The sequence below is a fragment of the Allobosea sp. OAE752 genome (assembly GCF_050433265.1).
GTDB classification, from domain to species: domain Bacteria; phylum Pseudomonadota; class Alphaproteobacteria; order Rhizobiales; family Beijerinckiaceae; genus Allobosea; species Allobosea spartocytisi.
Window position 1 is genome coordinate 969,477 of record NZ_JBNPXO010000001.1, and the last position, 23,150, is coordinate 992,626.

General features: G+C 67.3%; 20 protein-coding genes and 1 tRNA gene. 14 read left to right on the plus strand and 7 right to left on the minus strand.

The features are described 5' to 3' along the window. The first annotated feature begins 73 nt into the window (after positions 1-73). The 5 genes from GGC47_RS04525 (at position 74) to GGC47_RS04545 (ending at position 7,147) form a co-directional block, all read left to right on the plus strand. Positions 74-256, plus strand: coding sequence for a hypothetical protein (locus tag GGC47_RS04525; RefSeq protein ID WP_038360554.1), 183 nt, complete (start codon positions 74-76; stop codon positions 254-256). A 390-nt stretch (positions 257-646) separates the two neighbouring features. Next, positions 647-1,588 (plus strand): enoyl-CoA hydratase-related protein, encoded by a 942-nt coding sequence (locus GGC47_RS04530; RefSeq protein WP_038360551.1) that lies wholly within the window; start codon positions 647-649, stop codon positions 1,586-1,588. A 195-nt stretch (positions 1,589-1,783) separates the two neighbouring features. Next, complete coding sequence (locus tag GGC47_RS04535; RefSeq protein ID WP_051987649.1) at positions 1,784-4,114, plus strand: putative bifunctional diguanylate cyclase/phosphodiesterase; 2,331 nt, start codon at positions 1,784-1,786, stop codon at positions 4,112-4,114. Positions 4,115-4,221: 107 nt separating this feature from the next. Then, a complete protein-coding gene (locus GGC47_RS04540) occupies positions 4,222-5,682 on the plus strand; it encodes an FAD-dependent oxidoreductase (RefSeq protein WP_429067028.1) in 1,461 nt (486 codons plus the stop codon). Positions 5,683-5,692: 10 nt separating this feature from the next. Beyond that, the gene (locus GGC47_RS04545; protein WP_429067032.1) at positions 5,693-7,147 is read left to right on the plus strand and encodes a sensor histidine kinase; all 1,455 of its coding nucleotides are present in this window, start codon (positions 5,693-5,695) and stop codon (positions 7,145-7,147) included. Positions 7,148-7,171: 24 nt separating this feature from the next. Here GGC47_RS04545 and GGC47_RS04550 read toward each other — a convergent pair whose 3' ends face one another. Beyond that, positions 7,172-7,801, minus strand: a complete 630-nt coding sequence (locus tag GGC47_RS04550) for a S24 family peptidase (protein ID WP_429067035.1) — start codon at positions 7,799-7,801, stop codon at positions 7,172-7,174. Between the two features lie 168 nt (positions 7,802-7,969). Here GGC47_RS04550 and GGC47_RS04555 point away from each other — a divergent pair, with 168 nt between their 5' ends. Together GGC47_RS04555 and GGC47_RS04560 are read left to right on the plus strand one after the other, a co-directional pair. After that, positions 7,970-8,311: a DUF952 domain-containing protein gene (locus GGC47_RS04555; RefSeq protein WP_429067037.1), complete on the plus strand. Its 342-nt coding sequence runs from the start codon at positions 7,970-7,972 to the stop codon at positions 8,309-8,311. A 73-nt stretch (positions 8,312-8,384) separates the two neighbouring features. Continuing rightward, the gene (locus GGC47_RS04560; protein WP_429067039.1) at positions 8,385-9,473 is read left to right on the plus strand and encodes a quinone-dependent dihydroorotate dehydrogenase; all 1,089 of its coding nucleotides are present in this window, start codon (positions 8,385-8,387) and stop codon (positions 9,471-9,473) included. A 6-nt stretch (positions 9,474-9,479) separates the two neighbouring features. Here GGC47_RS04560 and GGC47_RS04565 read toward each other — a convergent pair whose 3' ends face one another. The 3 genes from GGC47_RS04565 to GGC47_RS04575 form a co-directional block, all read right to left on the minus strand. Further along, positions 9,480-9,734 carry a DUF6460 domain-containing protein gene (locus GGC47_RS04565; RefSeq protein ID WP_038360541.1) on the minus strand — a complete coding sequence of 85 codons (255 nt, stop codon included), beginning with the start codon at positions 9,732-9,734 and terminating at the stop codon, positions 9,480-9,482. Positions 9,735-9,889: 155 nt separating this feature from the next. Then, positions 9,890-10,570, minus strand: a complete 681-nt coding sequence (locus tag GGC47_RS04570; protein WP_038360538.1) for a response regulator — start codon at positions 10,568-10,570, stop codon at positions 9,890-9,892. A 114-nt stretch (positions 10,571-10,684) separates the two neighbouring features. Next, positions 10,685-12,322: a cisplatin damage response ATP-dependent DNA ligase gene (locus tag GGC47_RS04575; RefSeq protein WP_429067043.1), complete on the minus strand. Its 1,638-nt coding sequence runs from the start codon at positions 12,320-12,322 to the stop codon at positions 10,685-10,687. Between the two features lie 113 nt (positions 12,323-12,435). On the opposite strand from GGC47_RS04575, the gene GGC47_RS04580 reads away from it, so the two are divergent. Then, the gene (locus tag GGC47_RS04580) at positions 12,436-13,209 is read left to right on the plus strand and encodes an SGNH/GDSL hydrolase family protein (RefSeq protein WP_185747765.1); all 774 of its coding nucleotides are present in this window, start codon (positions 12,436-12,438) and stop codon (positions 13,207-13,209) included. A gap of 22 nt (positions 13,210-13,231) precedes the next feature. Here GGC47_RS04580 and GGC47_RS04585 read toward each other — a convergent pair whose 3' ends face one another. Then, the gene (locus tag GGC47_RS04585; protein ID WP_142019894.1) at positions 13,232-14,302 is read right to left on the minus strand and encodes a ligase-associated DNA damage response exonuclease; all 1,071 of its coding nucleotides are present in this window, start codon (positions 14,300-14,302) and stop codon (positions 13,232-13,234) included. A gap of 23 nt (positions 14,303-14,325) precedes the next feature. Between GGC47_RS04585 and GGC47_RS04590 the strand changes: the two genes are divergently transcribed. The 6 genes from GGC47_RS04590 to GGC47_RS04615 all read left to right on the plus strand — a co-directional run bounded on the left by GGC47_RS04590 (position 14,326) and on the right by GGC47_RS04615 (position 20,550). Beyond that, entirely contained in the window at positions 14,326-15,285 is a 960-nt protein-coding gene (locus GGC47_RS04590; RefSeq protein WP_142019892.1) for a methyltransferase domain-containing protein, read from the plus strand. 238 nt (positions 15,286-15,523) lie between these two features. Next, entirely contained in the window at positions 15,524-16,273 is a 750-nt protein-coding gene (locus GGC47_RS04595; RefSeq protein ID WP_112763060.1) for an SDR family NAD(P)-dependent oxidoreductase, read from the plus strand. A gap of 77 nt (positions 16,274-16,350) precedes the next feature. Beyond that, positions 16,351-18,837, plus strand: a complete 2,487-nt coding sequence (locus tag GGC47_RS04600) for a ligase-associated DNA damage response DEXH box helicase (protein ID WP_142019890.1) — start codon at positions 16,351-16,353, stop codon at positions 18,835-18,837. 53 nt (positions 18,838-18,890) lie between these two features. After that, positions 18,891-19,553: a ligase-associated DNA damage response endonuclease PdeM gene (gene pdeM / locus GGC47_RS04605; RefSeq protein ID WP_051987822.1), complete on the plus strand. Its 663-nt coding sequence runs from the start codon at positions 18,891-18,893 to the stop codon at positions 19,551-19,553. 111 nt (positions 19,554-19,664) lie between these two features. Next, positions 19,665-19,739 (plus strand) — tRNA-Thr (locus GGC47_RS04610). Positions 19,740-19,914: 175 nt separating this feature from the next. Then, positions 19,915-20,550, plus strand: coding sequence for a hypothetical protein (locus GGC47_RS04615; RefSeq protein WP_142019888.1), 636 nt, complete (start codon positions 19,915-19,917; stop codon positions 20,548-20,550). Positions 20,551-20,702: 152 nt separating this feature from the next. Here GGC47_RS04615 and GGC47_RS04620 read toward each other — a convergent pair whose 3' ends face one another. Together GGC47_RS04620 and GGC47_RS04625 are read right to left on the minus strand one after the other, a co-directional pair. Then, positions 20,703-21,374 (minus strand): AroM family protein, encoded by a 672-nt coding sequence (locus GGC47_RS04620; protein ID WP_142019886.1) that lies wholly within the window; start codon positions 21,372-21,374, stop codon positions 20,703-20,705. Positions 21,375-21,435: 61 nt separating this feature from the next. Further along, positions 21,436-23,103, minus strand: coding sequence for an OPT/YSL family transporter (locus tag GGC47_RS04625; protein ID WP_051987644.1), 1,668 nt, complete (start codon positions 23,101-23,103; stop codon positions 21,436-21,438). Positions 23,104-23,150: the final 47 nt, after the last annotated feature.

Below are 23,150 nucleotides of genomic sequence, written 5' to 3' on the forward strand. Positions count from 1 at the left end.
AAGGGCCCGCGGCGCGTGGAAATCGGGAAAATCAGGTCCGCGGAGTGTCGGCCTGAGCTGGCGGCGCCGGTTCATGCGCTTGCGCCTCCTCCACACGGCGAGCGCGAGCCTGCGCCTTGCGGCGCTTCAGGTTCTCGCGAAGGGCGGCGGCAAGGCGCGCCTGCTTCTCGTCGTCGGCGGTCTGGCGAGTCACGGCATCAACTCGGCATCGGTGTTTGAACGCGGGAACGCGGCGAATTCGCGGCATCATGGTTAGCCGGACAGCCGGCCGCGGACAAGCGCGGCCGCGAAGCGGGCCGTGGGACGCAGCTGTGCCATGGCGGCGCCGGTTCCGTGCCGTTCCGTGACAACGCATGGACAGCCGCGCGCTCGCTGCAATCGGGCGCGCCCGAAGGTTTCGCAGACAGCCGCAACGAAACCATTTTTAGCCCATTAATCAACAAATCTCGCAATTTTATTGCGCGAGCTTTGGCCGAGCTCCGAGGCCCGTTTTTTGCCGGGTGGACGCGACAGACGCGCATCCGAGGGAAACCATGACGATACGTAAATCGGAAATATTAATGAAATTAACCATTTCCGCCGGAATGCGTTTACAGTTTGTTAAGCTCGTTTACCCTGACTATGTCGATATTGCGGGGATTGCGTCATGCTCGAGTCCTTCACGATGAATGGAGATCATGCCGGCTCTGCGCTCATCGAGAGCTGCGAGGTGATCGACGCCATTCGTTACAAGGCGGGATTTCTGCCAGAGGTGGAAATCGCCTATGAATCGGCGATCAAAACGCTCTGGGTGACGATCCGACCCGAGCTGAAACCAGTCTTCACGCTGCAGTTGCTCGACAGCCTGGTGAAGATCCAGAGCGCGATCGTCGCGCTCTGGGGCGCGCCCGACCAGTATCACCGTGCACCGGTGCGCTTCCTCGCCTTCCGCGGAACCGGCCCCTTCTTCACGCTGGGCGGCGATCTCGACTTCTACCTGGATTGCCTGGCGAAGAACGACCGCGCGGCCCTGGCGGAATATGCGCGCCTCTCAGCCGAGGGCGCGATCTGGAACACCGGCGGCCTGAACGGGCTCGTGGTGACGCTGTCGACGATCCATGCCAAGGCGATCGGCGGCGGCATCGACGCGCCGCGCTCATGCAACGTCATGATCGCCGAGGAACAGGCCTCGTTCGTCTATCCGGAGATCAAGTTCAACCATTTTCCGATCACGGCCGTAGCGATCCTGTCGCGGCGGATGGGCCCGCGCGCGGCGGAGAAGCTGCTGATGTCCGGCGAGGAAATGAGCGCCGAGGCCTTCATGGAGGCCGGCGGGCTCGAGGCGGTCGTGCCGACCGGGACCGGCGAGGCCTGGATCCGCAAGTACTGCACCGATACCCTGCCGATCCACGCCGCCAGGACGGCTCTCTTCAGGGCCTTCAACCGCCGTGCCGGCGATCTGCGCGAGGAATTGTCCCATCTCGGCCAGATCTGGACCGACTGCATGCTGCGCCTGAGCCCGAGCGCGATCTCGAAGCTGCAGCGCATCGCGCAGACTCAGGACCGGATGCTGGCGCGCGTCTATCAGCGTCAGGCGGAAACCGCCTGACGCCTACCGCCGACTGTAAAACTTCCGACAATTCAATCGGGAGGATATATGGCGTTGCGTCATCCGCACGCCTGATCGAAGATTGGACCAGAATCTCACGAAGCATTTACTTCTACTCGCCTACAGCTTCAGATCACGTGGGACGTCCGGAAATCTCACGCATCGAGCCGCCAGAGGTGGCAAAGGCAGGAGTGAATGGCAGACGCTTTCCAGCGTTTGATCGCCACAGGACAGCGCGACCGGGGCGATGATTTCGACCTGACCGGCTATACCCTGCTGGTCAATTCCCTGTTCTCCTCGCCCGCCTCCATCATTCCCGGCGGGATCGCCGGCATCCTCACGCCCTTTCTCTGCTGGATTTCGACCGGGTCCGACATCTTCATCCAGCTGACGTTGCTGGTGGCCCTCGTCGTCGTGCTGCGCATCTCGACCGTCATCACCTATCGGCGCCGCAACCACGCGCATGACAACTATGCCCAGACGCGGCGCTGGGATCGCGACTATTTCCTCGGGGCGACGGCCTTCAGCGCCGTGCTCGGCTACAGCTGCTACGTCGCGCTCGTCCACACCGACGACCCCGCCGCTCACATCACCTCGGTGTCGTCGACGATCGCATTGGCCTCGGGCTATGTCTCGCGCAATGCCGGGCGGCCGAAATTCGTCGCGGTCCAGCTGCTGACCTTCTGCGTCCCGATGGCCATTGGCCTGATCGCGGCCAGCAATCCCTATTACAAATATATCGGCTATTTCGCCTTCCTGTACGTGGCGGCCAATATCGCGATCACCAACTCGCTCCATCGCAATCTGCTCGCGCTGAGCGACGCGACGAAGCAGTCGAAGGCGCTCGCCACCGCGCTGCATTCGCAGAACCTGACGCTGGATGCGGCGCTCAACACCATGATCGACGGGCTGGCGATGTTCGACCGCAGCCTCAAGCTCGCCGTCAGCAACGCCCCGCACAGCGCGCTCTACGGCCTGCCGGAGACGCTTGCCCTGCCCGGCACGCCGCTGACGGCGATCGCGCGCTTCCTGGTCGAGCGGCAGGTCATCAGCTCCGAGCAATTGCGCGACATCCGGTCGGCCCTGGTCACCGTGCAGTCGACGCAGCAGGCCGCCAGCCAGGAGGTCGTCACCCGTGGCGGCCTCGTGCTCGTCGTGACCTTCGCCCCGGCCGCCGAAGGCGGCATCCTGATGCTGACGGAGGACGCGACCGAGCGGAAGCGGACGGAAGCCCGCATCGAGCAGATGGCCCGCTTCGACGAATTGACCGGACTTGCGAACCGCTTCGAGTACAACCGGCATATCGACGAGGCTTTCGCGCGGCTCGAGCGGACGGGCGAGACCTTCGCGTTGCTCTATGTCGATCTCGACGGCTTCAAGCAGGTCAATGACAGCCTGGGGCACGATATCGGCGACCAGGTCCTGATGGAGACCGCCAGCCGGCTGCGCAGCGCAATCCGCAGCAACGACATGCTGGCGCGCTTCGGCGGCGACGAGTTCCTGCTCATCCTGCCCTCCGCCGACCATGCGGTGGTCACGGCCGTTGCCCAGCGCATGATCGACAGCATGACGCGCTCCTTCGACGTCGACGGGAAGACCGTCTACGTCACGGCCAGCATCGGCATCGCGATGGCGCCCGTCGACGGCGCGTCGTCGGCCGACCTGCTGCGCCACGCCGACACCGCGCTCTACAAGGCGAAATCCGCCGGCCGCAACATGCTGATGTTCTTCAACCCGGCCATGGCCGAGGAGATGATGGAGCGGCACGAGATCGAGGTCGACCTCCGCAAGGCCAGCGTCGACGGCTCGCTCGAACTCTTCTACCAGCCCATCGTCGACCTGAAGACGCAGGTCGCCGTGTCGCGCGAGGCGCTGATGCGCTGGCGCCATCCGGTTCGCGGCATGGTTCCTCCCGGCGTCTTCATCCCCATCGCCGAGCAGTCCGGGCTGATCGCGGCCATGGGCGACTGGGCCATCCGGCAGGCCTGCAAGGACGCCGCCGGCTGGGAGCCCGGAATCAGCGTCTCGGTCAACGTCTCGCCGCTGCAATTCCGCGAGCCGCGGCGCCTCATCGACACGGTGAAGGAGGCGCTGATCGCCTCCGGCCTCAGCTCGCGGCGGCTGACGCTCGAGATCACGGAATCGCTGCTGATCGAGGACAACAAGCTCACGCTCTCCGTGCTCGAGGAACTCAGGGCACTCGGCGTGAGCTTCGCCCTGGACGATTTCGGCACGGGCTATTCCGCCCTCGCCTATCTCTCGACCTACCCGATCGCGCAGGTCAAGATCGACCAGAGCTTCGCGCGCGACGTGCACAACAGCGAGGCCCCCAAGGCCATCATCGAGGCGGTCTGCCAGCTCGCGCGCCGGCTGCAGATGAACGTGGTGGTCGAAGGCATCGAGACCGAACAGCAGCGCATCGCGGTGCAGCTTCTCGGCGCCCATCGCGCCCAGGGCTATCTGTTCGGCAGGCCGGAGAGCCTTTCCAACCTCAAGCAGGGCGGCGGCAACCGCAGCGTCGCCTGAGACGTCCGAACGATCTCCCGTCAGGCCGGCCTTTGCCAAATCGGCCTTGATTCCGCCCACTCGACAACGCATCAGCGATGGGGACAGCAGGCGGAGCGGATCACCCGGTGAGCGATGCCAAGGCCAAGGCGGCGAAACCCGCCGCGTTGACACCCGATCTTTGCGTCATCGGCGCCGGCGCCAACGGCATCGCGCTGGCGATCGCGGCAGCGGCCTTCGGCGCGCCGGTCGTGCTGATCGACCGTCAGGCGACGGGCGGGCGGGCGACGTCGCTCGCCATGAAGGCGCTGGTCGAGGCCGCCGCCCGCATCCAGGACATGCGCGAAGCCGGCCGGCTCGGCGTCCCGGTCGAGGTGCCTGAGGTCAACGACGCGCTGATTCACGACCATGTGCAACGGGCGCTGGCCACGACCGCCACCAACCAGCAGCCGGAGCGGCTCAAGGCACTCGGCATCCATCTGATCCAGGGCGAGGCCCGCTTCATCGACCGCGGCAGCGTTCAGGTCGGCGACATCGCCATCAAGGCCCGCCGCTTCGCCATCGCGACCGGATCGCGGCCGGACATCCCCGCATTGCCGGGGCTGGCCGAGCTCAATCCGGCACTCATCCTGAGCGAGGACGCGCTGTCCGAACTGACGCGTCTGCCGGGACGGCTGGTCGTCCTGGGCGGCAGCGGCCCCGCCGTCGCCCTCGCCCAGGCTTTCCGTCGCCTCGGCAGCACCGTCGCGCTGATCTGCCCTGCCGGGATTCTGCCGGAGCATGATGCCGAGGCGGTAATGATCCTGCGGCAGAAGCTGCTGCGGGAAGGCGTGACGCTGCACGAGGACACCGAGGCGATGCGGGTCGAGAACCGCCGGTCCGGGCTCAAACTGACCCTCGCCGGGTTGTCGGGAGAGGCGACGCTCGAAGCCTCGCATATCCTCGTCGCCGGCCGCAGGCGGGCCGATATCGAAGCGCTCGACCTCGATCTCGGCGGCATCCGCAGCGATGCGGACGGCGTGGTGGTCGACCGCAGCCTGCGGACGGCCAATCGCCGGGTCCATGCGCTGGGGAGCTGCGCCGGCGGCGCCGCGGCCGGCTCCCGCGAGCTTGCGGGCAACGACCATGTCGGCATCGTGCTGCGCAACGTCCTGTTCCGTCAAAAGGGCTCGCTCGATCCGAGCGGCAATCCCCGCATCGCCTGGAGCCGGCCGGAGATCGCCTCCATCGGCGACTGGCGCGCCGTCAAGGATGCCCGGCCGGGCACGCTGCGCTTCCTGCGCTGGCCCTTCGCCGAGGTGCCGGCCGCGGCCGCGGCCGGACGGACCGAGGGCTATGTCAAGCTCGTGACTGACCGGAAAGGGCGGCTGCGCGCCGTCACCATCGTCGGCGATGGCGCAGGCGAGCTGATCGCGCCCTGGTGCGTCGCGCTGAACGCCGGGCTCGACGTCAAGGCCATGGCCGGGATCGCCCTTCCGGAGCTGGCGGCCTCCGATGCGTCGCGGCGTGCGGCGCTCAGCTTCCTCGCCTCCGCCACGACGAGCCCGCGCCTGCGCAGGCTCATCGGCTTTCTGCGCCGTTTCGGCTAAGATTGGGTCGATGCATCCACCCGGCCTGCCCAGACACAACCTGTCGATCAGCGTACCGCGCGGCCTGACCCGGCTCGGTCTTTCGGCCAAGCTCCTGCTCGTCACCGTGCTGTTCGTGATGCTGGCGGAGGTGCTGATCTACGTCCCCTCCATCGCGAATTTCCGGCGCAATTGGCTGAACGACCGGATCGCCGCAGCGCAGGTCGCAGCGCTGGTGCTGGAGGGCGCGCCTGAGGACGGGTTGCCGGAAGGCAGCGAGAACCGGCTGCTCATGGGTGTCGGCGCACGCTCCATCGCGGCCCGCGTCGCCGGCGCCCGCCGGCTGCTCAGCCTGGATTCGATGCCTCCACCCGAGGTCTCGCGCTCCGTGGACCTGCGCAATCTCGACTGGTGGACCTCGATCCGCGAGGCGATCTCGGTGCTGGTCGCGCCCGCCACCATGCCGATCCGCGTCGTCGGCGAGGCCGTCGGCGGGGCGGATTTCGTCGAGATCGTCATCGACGAGGCGCCGCTGCGGCGGGCGATGCTGAAATTCTCCTGGAGCCTGCTGCTGATCTCGCTGCTGCTGACCGGGCTCACCGCGCTTGCCGTCTATATCGCGCTCAACGCGCTGATCGTCGGGCCGATCCGGCAGCTCGCCGCCAATGTGATGGAGTTCGAGGCCGATCCGGAAAACCCGCAGCGGATCATCGAGCCCTCGCTCAGGGCCGACGAGATCGGCGAGGCCGAGCGCGCGCTCGCCCGCATGCAGGGGACGCTCGCAGACGAGCTGCGCACCAAGAAGCATCTCGCCGAGCTCGGGCTCGCCGTCAGCAAGATCAATCACGATTTGCGCAACATGCTCGCCGCAGCGCAGCTCATGTCGGACCAGCTCGTCGAGACGCGCGACGCCAAGATCAGGCGCTTCGCGCCCCGGCTGATCGCGACGCTGGGACGCGCCATCGAATTCTGCCAGGCCACCCTCGCCTATGGCCGCGCGGCGGAGGCGACGCCCGCGATCAGGCAGGTTCAGCTGCGCCAGCTCGTCGCCGAGCAGGCCGAATTGCTGGGGCTCTCCGACAACAGGCACTTGCGCTTCGACAATCAGGTTCCGGCCGAGCTCGTCGCACCCTGCGACCCCGACCAGATGGCGCGCGTGCTGACCAATCTCATGCGCAACGCCATCCAGGCCCTGACCCAGGCGGGCACTGAGGGCGACAACCAGCCGATGCTGACTGTGAGCGGGATGCCGGCGAACGGCTCGGCCACGCTGCGCGTCATCGACAATGGCCCGGGCGTGCCGCTGCGGGCGCAGGCCAATCTGTTCCAGGCTTTCCGCGGTTCGGTCACGCCCGGCGGCACCGGTCTCGGCCTCGCCGTCGCGGCCGAGCTCGTCCGGCTCCATGGCGGCACCATCGAACTCGAACCCTCGCCGGTCGGAGCCGTCTTTCGGGTCTCATTGCCGCTGCGCCGCAACGGGCACTGAATCGCGGCGCGCGATGTCCCGCCGCTACTGGCTCGCCCAGATCACGCGGGCCATGAAGGCGATCTCGGCGAGGTTCAGCACCCTGTCGGAATGCTCCGGATTGAGCGAGGCGAGCTCGACGGTCTTGGCGGTCTGGCGCTTGAGCTGCTTGGCCAGCACCTCGCCTTCCACCGTCTTGACCACGACCCGGTCGCCGCGCCGGACCGTCGCGGTCGGCGAGACGATGATGGTGTCGCCGTCGCGATAGAGCGGCAGCATCGAATCGCCCGAGATCTCCAGCGCATAGGCCTTCTCGTCGGTCACGCCGGGGAAGGCGACCTCCTCCCAGCCCGTGCCGGCCGGAAAGCCGCCATCGTCGAAGAAGCCGCCCGAGCCGGCCTGGGCGAAGCCGATCAGCGGGATGGTGCGTGCCGGCGCGGGCGCGCGCTTGAGCACCACGCTCATGAACTCGTCGAGCGAGGCGCCGGTCGCGGCCAGGATCTTGGCGATCGATTCGGTCGAGGGCCAGCGCTCGCGGCCATCGGGCCCGACGCGCTTCGAGCGGTTGAAGGTCGTGGCGTCGAGCCCGGCCTTGCGAGCCAGCCCCGAGGCGGTGAAGCCATAGCGCTGGGCGAGCGTGTCGATCGCCCCCCAGATCTGGTCATGTGACAGCATCGCTCAGGGCCTCGCATGGCTCTTGCCGTTCGGCGGGGATAGGCAATAGGAAATATCCCCTATCTCATAAGATTTCAATCCGATTCTTGCCACATTCAAGGCATGGCTTGCGGAAAGCTCCTGCCACTGGCCATACCGTCCCTGACCGTTCTCGCGCGAGACTCAACGATGCCGCTGATCTACAAGATATGCTCGACCACCCTCTGGCGCGAAGCCGAAGAAAAAGGCCGGTTCGAGGGTGCGCCCGTCGATCTCGCCGATGGCTACATCCATTTCTCGACCGGCACGCAACTCGCCGAGACCGCCGCGAAGCATTTCGCCGGACAGGACGGACTGCTCCTGATCGCGGTCGAGGATTCGCGGCTCGGGACCGCGTTGCGCTACGAGCCGTCGCGCGGCGGCGCGCTGTTTCCGCATCTCTATGCGTCGCTCGATCCCAAGGCCGTGCGCTGGGTGATGCCTCTGCCGTTGAAAAACGACGGCAGCCACGCGCTTCCGGCTGAGATCTGAGCCCATCACCGCCTCGCGGCTGCGGCGAAAAATCCATATCCAACAGCGCGTAGGATGCTCTAAAGACCCCGGCATGCTCTCAAGCCTCTTCCATCTCGCCCGCCCCCTGATTCACCGGATGGACGCGGAGGCGGCGCACCGGCTGACGGTCGCGGCGCTGGCGGCGGCCCCGGCGCTGAAGCCGGCTCCCGACGACCCCGTGCTGGCGATGGAAGCCTTCGGCCTCTCCTTCCCGAATCCGGTCGGGCTTGCGGCCGGCTTCGACAAGCATGCCGAGGCGATCGACGGCGCGCTGGGGCTGGGCTTCGGCTTCGTCGAGGCAGGCGGCGTGACGCCGCTGCCGCAGCCCGGCAACCCGCGCCCGCGCGTCTTCCGGCTCGTCGAGGACGAGGCCGTGATCAACCGCTACGGCTTCAACAGCGAGGGCGTCGAGGCCATGGCGCGGCGTCTCGCGGCCAGGCAGGGACGCGGCGGCATCGTCGGGATCAATCTCGGCGCCAACAAGGATTCGGCCGACCGGGAGGCGGATTACGCGATTTTGGCGCGGCGTCTCGCGCCGCTCGCCGATTTCCTCACCATCAACGTCTCCTCACCCAACACGCCGGGCCTGCGCAACCTGCAGGCCGAGAGCGCGTTGGACGATCTCGTGGCGCGTACGCTCGCAGCCCGCGACGAGGCCGCGGCCGGGGGCAAGCGCACGCCGGTCCTGCTCAAGATCGCGCCGGACCTGACACTGCCCGAGCTCGACGGCATGGTCGCGGTCGCGCGCAAGCGCGGCATCGACGGCATGATCGTCTCGAACACCACCGTCGCGCGGCCCCAAAGCCTGCGCAACGCGGCGAAAGCCGAGACCGGCGGGCTTTCCGGCAAGCCGCTCTTCGCCGCCTCGACCAGGATCCTGGCCGAGACCTTCCTGCGCGCCGAGGGGCAGTTCCCCTTGATCGGGGTCGGCGGCATCGATTCGGCCGAGGCCGCCTTTGCCAAGATCCGGGCCGGCGCGACCCTGGTGCAGCTTTATTCGGCGCTGGTGTTCAAGGGGCCGGGGCTGGTCAAGGAGATCAAGACGGGGCTGGCCGCGCAGGCACGCCGGGCGGGGCTGCCGCGCCTCACCGCCCTGATCGGCCGCGACGCTGCCGCGATCGCGCGTGGCGAGGGGCTTTAGCCGCAGCTACTTCCGTGCCGCGAAGAGCCGCATCAGCAGCCAGAGCGGCACGACGACCAGCGCGCCGGCGATGAGCCAGTCGCCGACCTCGCGGATGGCGCCGAAGCCGAGCCCCGTGATCGAGCGGATGAAGCGGGAGGCCGCCTCGAAGAGCCCGCGCGGCGAGAGGCCGAGAAAGGCCATGGCGGCGCCGACGAGCAGCGAGATGAAGATCAGCCTGACGAGGACGCTGAGCGGCGAGCCGCCGATGAACCGTTCCATGAAAGCCCTGGCATCCTGCTACGCGCCCACGGATCTGCGGGGCGCTTTCCACCTGTCTTAACCTGAAACCCGCCGCGCTTGAACGGCGCCTGAACGCCGTTTGCACAGCCGCGCTGCGTCCGGGCGGGAGCCCCCCCGAGGGGGGCCCGGCAGCCTCAGGCGGAGGCGCCGGCTCCGGTGGTCGCCCAGGCGGTGCCGGCGATCTTCGAGGCGGCGATGACGGCCTGCGTGCGGCTGTCGACGTCGAGCTTGGTCAGGATCGCCGAGACATGCGCCTTCACCGTCGCCTCGGAGACGCCGAGCTCATAGGCGATCTGCTTGTTGAGCAAACCTTCCGACAGCATCATCAGCACGCGCACCTGCTGCGGCGTCAGCGTCGAGAGGCGGCGGACCATGTCGGCCACCTCGGCATCGACGGGGGCTGCGAGATCGACGCCGGGCGGGGTCCAGACGCCGCCGTCGAGCACGGCGCGGATCGCCTCGCCCATCTGGGCGACATCGGCCGTCTTGGGGAGGAAGCCGAGCGCCCCGAACTCGATGCAGCGGCGGATCACCGCCGGGTCGTCATTGGCCGAGACGACGATGACCGGGATCTCGGGATGGTCGGCCCGCAGGAAGAGCAGGCCGGAGAAGCCCTGGACGCCCGGCATGGTCAGATCGAGCAGGACGAGATCGGCATCACCGCCGCTCGCCAGCGCCTCGGTCAGGGCTTCGAGCGAGCCGACCTCGCTGACCTCCGCGCCCGCAATGGCGTGCGAGACGGCCTGTCGCAGCGCCCCGCGAAAGAGCGGGTGGTCGTCCGCGATGACGATCCGTGTCGAAGGCTGCTTGCTCATCGCGCCACTCCGTATTGTCCTTATTGCGACCCTGTGGTTGCGACTCTTTTATTTTGCCTCAGGCGCGAGGCGGATCACAAGCATTGCCAGCGCATGGGCGCAACCCATCCGCCGTCAGCCATTGGTCGGCAATAGCGCTTCCAGCACCTCTATATGGTCGGCCTCACCAGGCGGCTTGTCCCAGCGGATGCGGTTGATGCGGGGAAAGCGCATGGCGAGCCCGGATTTGTGCCGCGTCGAGCGCTGCAAGCCCTCGAAAGCAACCTCGAAGACGAGGCCGCTTTCAGCCGTATGCACCACCTCCCGCACCGGGCCGAAGCGGTTCAGCGTGTTCTTGCGGACGTATTTGTCGATCTCGAGCAGTTCCTCGTCGGTGAAGCCGAAATAGGCCTTGCCGACCGGCACCAGCTCGAGACCGCCCTCCTCGCCCACCCGCCAGACGCCGAAGGTGTAGTCGGAATAGAAGGAGGAACGCTTGCCGTGGCCGCGCTGGGCGTACATCAGCACGCAGTCGACCAGCCGGGCATCGCGCTTCCATTTCCACCAGTAGCCCTTGGGTCGGCCCGGCAGATAGGGCGAGTCGCGCCGCTTGATCATGCAGCCCTCGACCGCTTCCGCATCGGCGCCCGCCCCGGCCGAGGCCGGATCGGCCCGCGCCGTGGTCAGTTCCTGCCATGACCCGAAGGGGATCAGCGGCGAGAGATCGAAGCGCGGGCTGGCAAGCCGCGACAGGAAAGCCTCCAGCCGCTTGCGCCGCTCCTCGAAGGGCAGGTGGCGGATATCCTCCTCGCCATCGACCAGCAGATCGTAGACCCGGATATGGGCGGGGAACTCGCCCAGCATCTTCACTGTGACGGTCTTGCGGTTGAGCCGCTGCTGCAAGGTGTTGAAGCTCTGGACAGCGCTCTCGCGCATCACCAGCAACTCGCCGTCGAGCGCGCCATCCTGCGTCAACTCCTCGACGAGATCGGGAAAGGCGTTGGCGATATCTTCGCCAGTGCGGGAATAGAGCCGGGTCACGCGGCTTCCGTCACCGCGCCGGCCGCTGGCGGCCTGGACGCGGATACCGTCCCATTTCCACTCGGCTGAGAATTCGGCCGGGTCGAGCTTGTCGAAATCGCCGTCCTCGATCGGATGCGAGAGCATGACCGGGCGAAACGGTGCGGGATCGCGGGCCTCCGGCCGCGGGCCCCTGCCCTCCAACCAGGCGAAGAGCGCGGCATAGGGCGGCTCCAGCCCGTGCCAGACCTGCTCGACCTCGTCGGCCGGCACGCCGCCGAGGCTCGCCGCCGCCGTCTTGGCGAGGCGGGCGGAGACGCCGATCCGCAAGGCGCCGGTGATGAGCTTCAGGAGCGCCCAGCGGCCGGTCTCATCGAGCGCGTCGAGCCAGGAGGCGACGAGGCGCGGCAGGTCGGTCTTGCCGGCCTCGCGCAGACTCTCGACGACCTCGGGCAGATGCGGCACCGCGTTAGTGCCATGCCGGGCCGGCCACATCAGTGCGACCGTCTCCGAGAGATCGCCGACATAGTCGTAGGACAGCGCGAACAGCACCGGGTCGGTGCGCTCGGCGATCAGCGCGCGGATCAGCCCGGCCTTGGCGTTGCGGAAGACGAGCCCGCCCGTCATCGCCGCCAGCGCATAGCCGCGATCGGGGTCGGGCGTGGTGCGCAGATAATCGGCGATCAGCGCGAGCTTGGCGTTGCGGCGCGGCTCATAGGCGAGGCGGTCGAGCAGCCAGGCGAAGCGATTCATGGTGTCACCGCGTCGCCACATCGAATCGTTGCATGCTTCTTGCAGCGCATCGTTCAGATACCGTTCATGAAGCAAACCTTAACGGCAGCAGTGTAGCCAGGAGACAGACGCCAATGCGTGCCGCGATGCGGTTTCTTGCCTTGCCTGCCGTCATCGCTGCCACGCTTTCGGTCGGAGCCCCTGCCCAGGCAGCCGGCTTCTCCTGCCGCGAGACGCCGATCGTCCAGTCGCGTGCGGTTCTCGCGCCGCTGGCCGACAAGGTCGCGCAAGGGCGCCCGCTCACCATCCTCGCCATCGGCTCCTCCTCCACCGAGGGGATCGGCGCCAGCGCCAAGGACAAGACCTATCCCGCCCGTCTTCAGGCTTTGCTCGGCAAGGCCTGGTCGAAGGCGCCGGTCGAGATCGTCAATGCCGGCATTGGCGGCGAGACCGCGCCGCAGACGCTCGCGCGCCTCGAAACCGCGCTGGCCGGGCGCCATTACGATCTGGTGATCTGGCAGGTCGGCACCAACGACGCCGTCAAGGGCGGCGATCTCGAGGCCTTCCGCGGCATGGTCAGCGAGGGCATCCGGCTGGTGAAGCAGGCGAACACCCCTCTCGCCATCCTCGACCCGCAGTTCTTCCCGACGGTGCGCGACTCCGACAATTACAAGCGCTTCGTCGCGGCTGTCGGCGATGTCGCGCGACGCGAGGCCGTGCCGGTCTTCAGCCGTTACCAGACGATGCGGGAATGGCACGACAGCGATGCCGAGGCCTTCAAGGCGGCGCTGTGGAGCGACGGCTTCCATATGAGCGATGCGGGCTATGACTGCCTCGCCCGCGACATGGCGAATGCGCTTGTCGGCATGACCGCGCCGAGCCGCCCGGTCGTCGCCTCGGCGCGCTGATTCACTCTCCCAGCCGTCGTTTTCACGCCACCGGCGCATCGGCTGCCTCCCCTTCCGACTCCGCCTCGCCCTCGTCGCCATAGCCGACGAGATGCAGCGGCTTGGCCTTGAGGCCCGCCGTGCCGCACCAGTGGACGAGCGCCTCGGCCTCGCCATGGGTGACCCAGATTTCGCCGGCCTGAACCTCGCGGATCGTCGCCAGCAAATCGTCCCAATCGGCATGGTCGGAGATCACCAGCGGCAATTCGACGCCCTTCTGGCGGGCACGCGCCCTGATCCGCATCCAGCCCGAGGCGAAGGCGGTGACGGGGTCGGGGAAGCGACGCGCCCAGAGATCCTGCGTCGCGCTGGGCGGGCAGATGACGATCTCGCCACCGAGCGTCTTGCGGTCCATGCCCGCGACCAGGCGGATCTCGCCGAGCGGGATGCCTTCCGCTTGATAGAATTCGGTGATCGTCTCGACGGCACCGTGGATGTAGATCGGCTTTTCGTAGCCGGCCTCGCGGATCAGGGCCATGACGCGCTGCGCCTTGCCCAGTGAATAGGCGCCGACGATATGCGTCCGCTCCGGGAAGAGCCTGACGGATTCCAGGAGCTTCCCGACCTCGCCATCGGCCGGCGGATGGCGGAAGACCGGCAGCCCGAAGGTCGCCTCGGTGATGAAGATGTCGCAAGGCACCGGCTCGAAGGGCGCGCAGGTCGGATCACGCTCGCGCTTGTAGTCGCCGGAGACGACGATCCGCAGGCCGCGGCTTTCGACCACGATCTGGGCCGAGCCGAGGACATGGCCGGCGGGAACGAAGGTGAAATCGACCTCGCCGATGCGGACCACCTCTCCGGGCACCGCGACCTGCCGCGAACGGCTGAAACCCTCGCCATAGCGCAGCGCCATGATCGCGAGCGTCTCGCGCGTCGCCAGCACGCTGCCATGGCCAGCACGGGCATGGTCGGAATGGCCATGGGTGACGAGCGCACGCGGTACCGGGCGCACCGGATCGATATGGATATCGGCCGGCGGGCAGAAGAGCCCGGCCGGGGTCGGCACGAGCAATTCGGCGGGGCGCCAGCGCGGGCTTTGTCTGGCCAGTGTCATTCTCCTCGGCTAGACCGGCTGGCATGAGCGAGACCGGCCAGACCACGCATCATTCCAGCTCCGGCGACCCGATGCTCGACCGACGCTACGCCTGGGCGGAAGCCGCGCTCAAGGAGGGCGACGCGCAAGCGGCCGTCGAGATCCTCGACCAGACCTTGGCCGGGGCCTATCACTTTACCGCTGCCTGGCATCTCTACGGCCTCGCCAAGGAGGCGCTCGGGCACAGGGAGGACGCCGCCACGGCCTGGCGACAATGCCTCGACCTCGACCCCAACGACCATTTCGGCGCCAGGCTCGACCTCGCCCGCATCGGCGCCATGCCGGCCGAGGAGGCGACCTCGGAGAATTTCTCCGGCGCTCTGTTCGACGGTTACGCCGAGCGCTTCGACAGCCACCTGACCCAGACCCTGCACTACAATGCCCCTGCTCTGCTGAAGGATGCGCTGCGGCGCTGCTGCGACAACGCCGCGCGGCCCTTCCGGTTCGACACCGTCTACGATCTCGGCTGCGGCACCGGGCTGATGGGCGAGGCGATCCGCACCGAGAGCGGTTTCCTCGCCGGCTGCGATCTCTCGCCGCGCATGATCGCGCGGGCCCAGGTCAAGACGCGGGAGGATGGCGCGCCGCTCTACGACAAGCTCGCCGTCGCCGGGCTGACCGCCTTCCTGGCGAGCCGCCCGGACCAGTCGGCCGATCTGGTGATCGCGGCGGACGTCTTCGTCTATCTCGGCGAACTCGCGCCGAGCTTCGCCCAGAGCGCGCGGGTGCTGCCGACCGGCGGGCTCTTCGCCTTCACGGTGCAGAGTCATGCGGGCGAGGGCGTGGTCGTCGGCGATGACAGGCGGTTCGCGCATGCGGAAGGCTGGCTGCGGGAGCGGCTGGGGGAAGCGGGGCTTACCCCCCTACTCGTCGAGCCCGCCAGCACGCGGCAGGATCGCGGCGTGCCCGTGCCGGGGCTGCTGGTCGTGGCGGAGCGGCGGTGAAGGCATCCCGCCGGGGATGACCCCCGGCATTTCCCGGGCCGTCCAAACAGCTGGATCGCGCCGGTTTCAGCGACCGGATGGCGGGCAGGCGCAGAATCTCGCGAAAGCGGATCGCCCGAAGACGGGCATCCTCGCCCGCAGGCCGTGCAACTCCGTATACACATTGACGGCCCTTGAAGCGGCGGCTTTCGCCTGAGCAATAGGGACATCCACACATCGTCTCAATGGGAGTGCCCGCATGGCCAAGGAATTCACCGGCAAGCGCGTGATCGTGATGGGTGGCAGCCGTGGCATCGGGCGCTCCATCGCGCTGGGCTTTGCAGCAGGCGGCGCGTCCGTTTCGATCTGCGCCCGGGGCGCGGGGCCGCTGGAAGCGACGCGCCGGGAGATCGAGGCGCTCGGAGTCACAGCTCACGCCGCCTGTGTCGACCTCGCCGACGCGGAGGCGATCGCGACCTATGTGCCGGAGGCAGTGAAGGCTCTCGGCGGTCTCGACATCCTGGTCAACAACGCATCGGGCTTCGGCCATTCGGATGACGACGAGGGTTGGGCCGCGTCCTTCAACATCGACATGATGGCGGTCGTCCGCGGGAGCCATGCAGCCATCCCGCACATGAAACCGGGTTCGTCGATCGTCAATATTTCGTCGATCTCGGCTCTGCGAGCCTCGTCGCGCTCGGCACCTTACGGCGCGATCAAGGCGGCGGTCATGCATTACACCGCCAGCCAAGCGAAGATGCTGTCGCGGAAAGGCATTCGGGTCAATTGCGTCGCGCCGGGCTCGATCGAATTCCCAGGCGGCTCTTGGGAAGATCGAAAGACATCGAATCCCGAGCTCTATCAGGCGACGCTGGCCAACATCCCCTTCGGCCGCATGGGAAAGCCCGAGGAGGTCGCCGCGGTCGCGCTCTTCCTTGCCTCCGACAAGGCCAGCTGGGTCACGGCCCAGACCGTTGTTGTCGATGGGGGGCAGCTCGTAGGCCCCTGATCGCGAATCGGCGACGAGCCGCCACAACGCGTTATTCTCCTTTCGTTCTCCTGAGCCACCCCCTATCTTCGGCCGGCATGGCCGCGCCCTCCCCGCTCCCTCCCGCCTTCGAGGCCTGGTTCGCCAGCCGCGGCTGGAGCGTGCGGCCGCATCAGCTCGCCTTGCTGGAAGAGGCACGCGCCGGGCGCTCGACGCTGCTGGTGGCGCCGACCGGCGCCGGCAAGACGCTCGCCGGCTTCCTGCCTTCGCTGGTCGAGCTCGCAGAGCGCGGCGGCCGGCATGACGGGTTGCACACGCTCTACATCTCGCCGCTGAAGGCGCTCGCCGTCGATATCGCCCGCAATCTTGAAGCGCCCGTGCGCGAGATGGGATTGCCGATCACAATCGAGACGCGCACCGGCGACACCTCCGCCGCCAAGCGCACACGCCAGATCCAGCGCCCACCCGATATCCTGCTGACGACGCCGGAGCAGCTCGCGCTGCTCGTCTCCCACCGCGACGCCGCGCCGTTCTTCTCATCCTTGCGCCGCATCGTGCTCGACGAGTTGCACGCGCTCGTCACCTCCAAGCGCGGCGACCTGCTTTCGCTCGATCTCGCGCGGCTGAAGGCGCTGGCGCCGCAGGTCTCGGCCGTCGGCCTCTCGGCGACGGTGCGCGAGCCCGCCGATCTCCAACGCTATCTCGGCGGCAGCGAGACGCCGGCCGGGCTGGTCACGGTCGCGGGCGGGGCGAAGCCGCGCATCGGCATCCTCGATACGCAGCGGCGCCTGCCGATCGCCGGCCATACGACCCTGCACGCGATGGCCGAGGTCTACGAGGCGATCCGCACGCACAAGCTGACGCTGGTCTTCGTCAACACGCGCATGCAGGCGGAATTCGCCTTCCAGGCCTTGTGGAACCTGAACGACGACAACCTGCCGATCGCGCTGCATCACGGCTCGCTCGACGCCCAGCAGCGCCGCAAGGTCGAGGCCGCGATGGCGGATGGGCGGCTCAAGGCCGTGGTCTGCACCGCGACGCTCGATCTCGGCATCGACTGGGGCGATGTCGACCTCGTCGTCAATCTCGGCGCACCGAAGGGGGCGAGCCGCCTGATCCAGCGCATCGGCCGCTCCAACCATCGCATGGACGAGCCCTCCGAGGCGCTGCTGGTGCCCTCCAACCGTTTCGAGCTGCTGGAGTGCCGCGCCGCGCTGGAGGCCGTCCACGAGGCCGCGCAGGACACCCCGCCGCCGCGCATTGGCGCGCTCGACGTGCTCGCCCAGCATGTGCTCGGCGTCGCCTGCTCGGACGGCTTCCAGGCGGATGCGCTCTATGAGGAAGTCCTCACGGCATCCCCTTACGCCGGGCTTGCCCGCGCGGATTTCGACGCGGTCGTCAATTTCGTCGCGACCGGCGGCTATGCGCTGAAGAGCTATGAGCGTTTCGCCAAGCTCCGGCAGGACAAGGCCGGTCTGTGGCGCGCCAGCAATGCCCGCGTCATCCAGCAATACCGGATGAATGTCGGCACCATCGTCGAGGCGACGATGCTGAAGGTCAGGCTCGGCCGGGCGCGCGCCGGCAGGCCTGGACAGCCCGGCATGATCACGCGCGGCGGCCGCGTGCTCGGCGAGATCGAGGAGTATTTCGCCGAGACCATGGTGCCGGGCGACACCTTCGTCTTCGCCGGCGAAGTCCTGCGCTTCGAGGGCATCGTCGAGAACGAGGCGGTCTGCTCGCGCGCCACCGCCGGCACCGATCCGAAAATCCCCTCCTATGACGGCGGCAAGTTTCCGCTCTCGACCTTCCTGGCCGAACGCGTGCGCGCCATGCTCGCCTCACCGAACCTCTGGCATACGCTGCCGGAGGAGGTTTCCGCCTGGCTGCATGCGCAGAAGCTGAAATCACGGCTGCCCAAGCCCGGCGAATTGCTGGTCGAGACCTTCCCGCGCGGCGGCCGCTTCTATCTCGTCGCCTATCCGTTCGAGGGCCGCCTCGCGCACCAGACGCTCGGCATGCTGCTGACGCGCCGTTTGGAGCGCGCCCGGATGCGCCCGCTCGGCTTCGTCTGCAACGATTACGGCATGGCCTGCTGGACGCTCGGCGACATGACGGCGGCCATCGCCCGCGGCGCGCTCGATCTCGACGACTTGTTCGCGCAGGACATGCTCGGCGACGATCTCGAGGAGTGGATGGCGGAATCGGCCCTGATGAAGCGCACCTTCCGCTCCTGCGCCATCATCGGCGGCTTGATCGAGCGGCGCTATCCCGGCCAGGAGAAGAGCGGCCGGCAGGTGACGATCTCGACCGATCTCGTCTACGACGTGCTGCGCCGGCACGAGCCCGACCATATCCTGCTCAAGGCGGCGCGGGCCGATGCGGCGACGGGCCTGCTCGACATTCGCCGGCTTGGTGAGATGCTGACACGGATCAGCGGCCGAATCGTGCATCAGCCGCTCGACCATGTTTCGCCGCTCGGCGTCTCGGTGATGCTCGAGATCGGGCGCGAGGCGGTCTTCGGCGAGGCGGCCGACGAGATCCTGGCGGAGGCAGAGGCGATGCTGACGGAAGAGGCGATGGCGTGACGGTTGCCGCGCCAGGACCAAACAGAGCGCTGGCGACAACGGGCGAGGCCTTCATGCTGGGCCGGCTCGCGCTCGTGCCGGACATTTCGGGCGCGCTCTGGCTGCCGGAGGAGCGCACGCTCGTCGTCGCGGACCTGCATCTGGAGAAGGGCTCGGCCTATGCGGCGCGCGGCGTGATGCTGCCGCCCTATGATTCGACCGCGACACTGGCCGCACTTGGCCACGCGATCCTGCGCCATCAGCCGGCGCGCGTGATCGCGCTCGGCGACTCCTTCCACGACCGGCAGGCCGAGGACCGGCTCGCACCGCAGACGCTCGCTGCGCTGCACCTGCTGCAGCAAGGCCGCGACTGGCTCTGGATCACCGGCAATCACGACCCGTCGATCAGCCACCGCGTCGGCGGCGAAAGCGCGGCAGAGATCAGCCTCGCCGGCGTGACGCTGCGCCATGAGCCCGATCCGGCCGAGAACGGCTACGAGATCGCCGGGCATCTGCACCCTGCCGCCAAGGTCAGGATGCGCGGGCGGGCGGTCCGGCGGCGCTGCTTCGCGCTGTCGACGCGCCGCTGCGTGATGCCGGCGATGGGCGCCTATGCCGGCGGCCTCAACCTGCGGGACGCCGCTTTCCGGCCGTTGTTCGGCGGGCGGCTCAGCGCGCATCTCATCGGCGACGGCCGTCTTTTCCGAATTGATCCACGGTTATTGCTGCCGGATTGAGAGAGCGGGTTGCGTCCGCCCCGCGCTTATGGCATCAGGGCGCCGCTTCGCAACGATGCCGCGCCGCAGCCGCCCTCCGGGACGACCCAGCGCGACTTGGCTGACGATCCTGCTGCCGTAGCTCAGTGGTAGAGCACTCCCTTGGTAAGGGAGAGGTCGAGAGTTCAATCCTCTCTGGCAGCACCAGCCATTCTGTAGTTTTCCAAGCAGTTGAGAGCATACAGGCGCTTGCGCCCCCCCCTCACGGACATCACAGAGGTGTTCAAAAGGTCCGCTTTGGGAGGCCGAAGTCCACCTCTTGCCTACGCAATCCCTGAGTTTTTCAAATTGTATAGCCAGCGGGCCGCGTGTGGAGGTCGGGATGCTCAGCTTTACCCTAGACACCAACTGCCTGATCGCGGTCGATGAAGGCCGGCCAGAACGAACTGCGGTGATGGAGATTATTGCTGCTGCCAAAGAGGGGCTCGCGGACGTTGCGATGGTAGCCTCTTGCGCATCTGAACGGCAAGTTGGCGGCCGCTACCTCTCTACAATCGACGAGCTTCGGGAGCGCATGAAAGCCTTAGGCTTTGGTCACATCGTGCTCCTGAAGCCCATCATGACGTGGGACCTGAGCTTCTGGGACCATGGCATCCTAGCATCGGAAGAACAGCTCACTCGGCAAGAGCTGATTTTCCGCACCCTGTTCCCGAACACGGAGCCGGATTGGCCCGCCTTCGCCAAGGCAAGGAACCTCCCACCGGATGATCTCACCACGCGCGCAGCATGGCATTGGAGAAATAAATACTGTGATGTGCAGGCGATATGGGCTCATGACAATTACGGAAGAGATTTCTTCGTAACGACGGACCGCGACTTTGATCCAATCCGCTCAGCGGCCGCTTTTTCAACTCTCCAGGTGGTTACGCCGGAGGCTGCCGCTGGGCACTTGCCGCCCCGTACAGGTCGGAATTTGCCTCCCTCACGCGGGGCTCCCAAACGATCAAGAATTCGCTAAAAATTGTTTATTTTCAATTAATTGCTGTCACACCCCCTGCCTCAGCCCTCTTTCGCAGTTCGACCATTTTTCAACCGATTTAAATAACTTATGATCGGCTGGAGGCCCGGCAGCGGCACGCCCTGATTGTGATCGAGGCCTCCATTTTCGACTCAGACCAATTCCGAGACGAGCTTGGACACCAGGCTGTTGGAGAGGATGACCGGCAAACCGGCCGCCGCGGCCGCCCGCCGGTGGCTTTCGACGAAGCCCATACAATCCATCAGCAGGATTTCCGCACCGCGCTCGCGGAGGTCCCGAGCGGCGACGGCGACGGCGTCGAGATCGCCTTGATAGGGCGAGGCGGCCGCGTAGAGCGGCGCCGGATCGAGACCGGCCCATTTGCCGGCCTCGCTGTCGATCTGCTCGACGAGCGGCACGATGATGCCGAGCCGCGCGCCGCGCGCCAGCGCCGCCACCGTCGGCGGCAGGATGCGGTCGGGCTCGATGAAGCGGGCCTTTCGGGTCGAAAGCTTCTCGAAATGCCCGGTGCACAACATCAGGATGGTGGTGCAGCCCGCGGCTTCCAGAGCGTCGAGCTTGTGCTGGGCGGCAGCTTCCGTGCGGGCGCGATCGATCACGACCGAGGAGCCGTCCAGCAGGCGGGTGATCAGCGGGGCCTTGCCGGGAAGCGGGGTGAAATCCCGCGCGATCTCATCGCGGCCGAGGCCATCGAGCACGCCGGCATGGATGCGCGGAAGACCGGCGTCCAGCACCGCATCGAGAATCGGGGTGATGTCGGCGCGCGGCGCCTGCCCGATGGTGAGCGTTCCAAGCTTGCCCATGGCGATGATCCTCTTCCGGACGCGAAAGGCCCCGGGATGCTGGTCCCGGGGCCTGTTTTGGTCAGGGCTTGGTGACGTTCTTGATGACCGAATCGAAGAACGAGAAGATCGCGTCGCCGGCGATGATGCCGGCGGCAAAGACCTCCATGTCGCCCTCGCCGCTGTCGCCGCGCAGCTTCTCCCAGATCAGCCGGCAGACGATGCCCGCCAGCACCGCCCAGCCCGCCATCGGAAAGCTGATCAGCAGGCCGGTGGCGAAGAGCACGCCGATCTGCCGCTTCGGCCCGCCGATGAACTGCAGGATCGCGCCGGGGATGGCCCAGAGGAACAACTGCCAGGCGACGCCCGGCGCCACACCGGCCTTGATCGTCGCGGCATAGACCTTGTCGACGGGCGCCACGAGGTTCCGGTCGAAATAGGACTGGTAGGAGAACAGCACCACGATGCCGGCGATGACGAAGGCGAACATCGCGGCGAAGAGCTGCTGGCGGCGGCCTTCGCGCTCGAAGGCCGGATCGACGCCGTGGCCGCGCAGGATGTAGCCGGCCTTGAGGTCGTAGCCCATATCGGCGAAAGCCGGGCCGGTCGCCGCCGAGAAGCCGACCAGCAGCGCCAGCGCCGGCATCGGGAAGCCGATGAGCATGCCGATGATCAGCGTGATCAGCGCCACCGCGAAGGCCGGGAACCAGCCGGAATGCATCGCGGCGAGGCCGACGATCAATTCATGCACATAGGCCGCGAAGGCGGCGTAGAGCACGAACAGGATCAGCATGCCGATCGACATGTCGCTGATCAGCCCGCCGACCAGCGCGATGAAGACCGCGATGACGAGATAGCCGATGGTGCCGAGGCCGAGCGCGCGGCGGACTTCGGTGTCGGTGACGCCCTCTTTGGCAGCCCCGGATGTCTCGCCACGCTTGAAGAGCAGCATTCCGACCTGGATCAGGGCGACGAGGCCGGCGCCGATCATGAAGCCGTGCGGAATATAGGCGGCCATCAGATCCCCCTTGGGGATGATGGTCTCGAAGAGCGGGCCGCCGAAGAGCTGGCCGGAATAGCCGCGCAGCAGCAGGCCGATGCCGAACATCGTCAGCGCCCAGACATTGCCGATGAAGGCGACGCCGAAGGCCGACATCGGAATGCCGCTCACCGCCGTCGAGCCGGCGAAGCCGATCCAGGCCAGCGGCACCTTGACGAAGGAGACGACCACGCCGGTGAGGAAGCCGACGCCCATCAGCGCCGCCTTCCGCCCGCCCTCGTCGCCGGCCTTGATCGCCTCGGCGGCGGCGACGCCCGGCGGCCAGGCGCCCTGGGCCGGGAAGACGCGGGAATCGAACATCCGGTAAAGCAGATAGCCGTCGAGCAGCATGGCGAAGAAGGCGCCGGCCAGCATCGGCAGCACCAGATCCGGCCGATTGAGCAGCCAGGGAATGCCGACCGGCAGGAGCAGGCTGTTCGCAGCGCCGAAGGTGGCCGAGGAGATCGCGCTCTGAGCCAGGTTCTGCACATGGATCGAGCGGTAGCGGGCGAACATGGCAAGCGGCACCCGCGCCAGCGCCATCGCCGCCAGCGCACCGATCAGCGAGGTGTTCGCGGTGATGCCGAGCGACACCAGAAGCTGCATGCCGATGATCGAGCCGAAGACGCAGAGAATGGCGATCAACGCCAGTGTCGCCGGCTCGAACAGACTCGGGTGCCGCTGAGGCACTCCGTTGTTTTGGTGTGTCATGCCTCAGTCCCCTCATTGCCCCTGTCGGGCTGTTGTCAATCTCGATG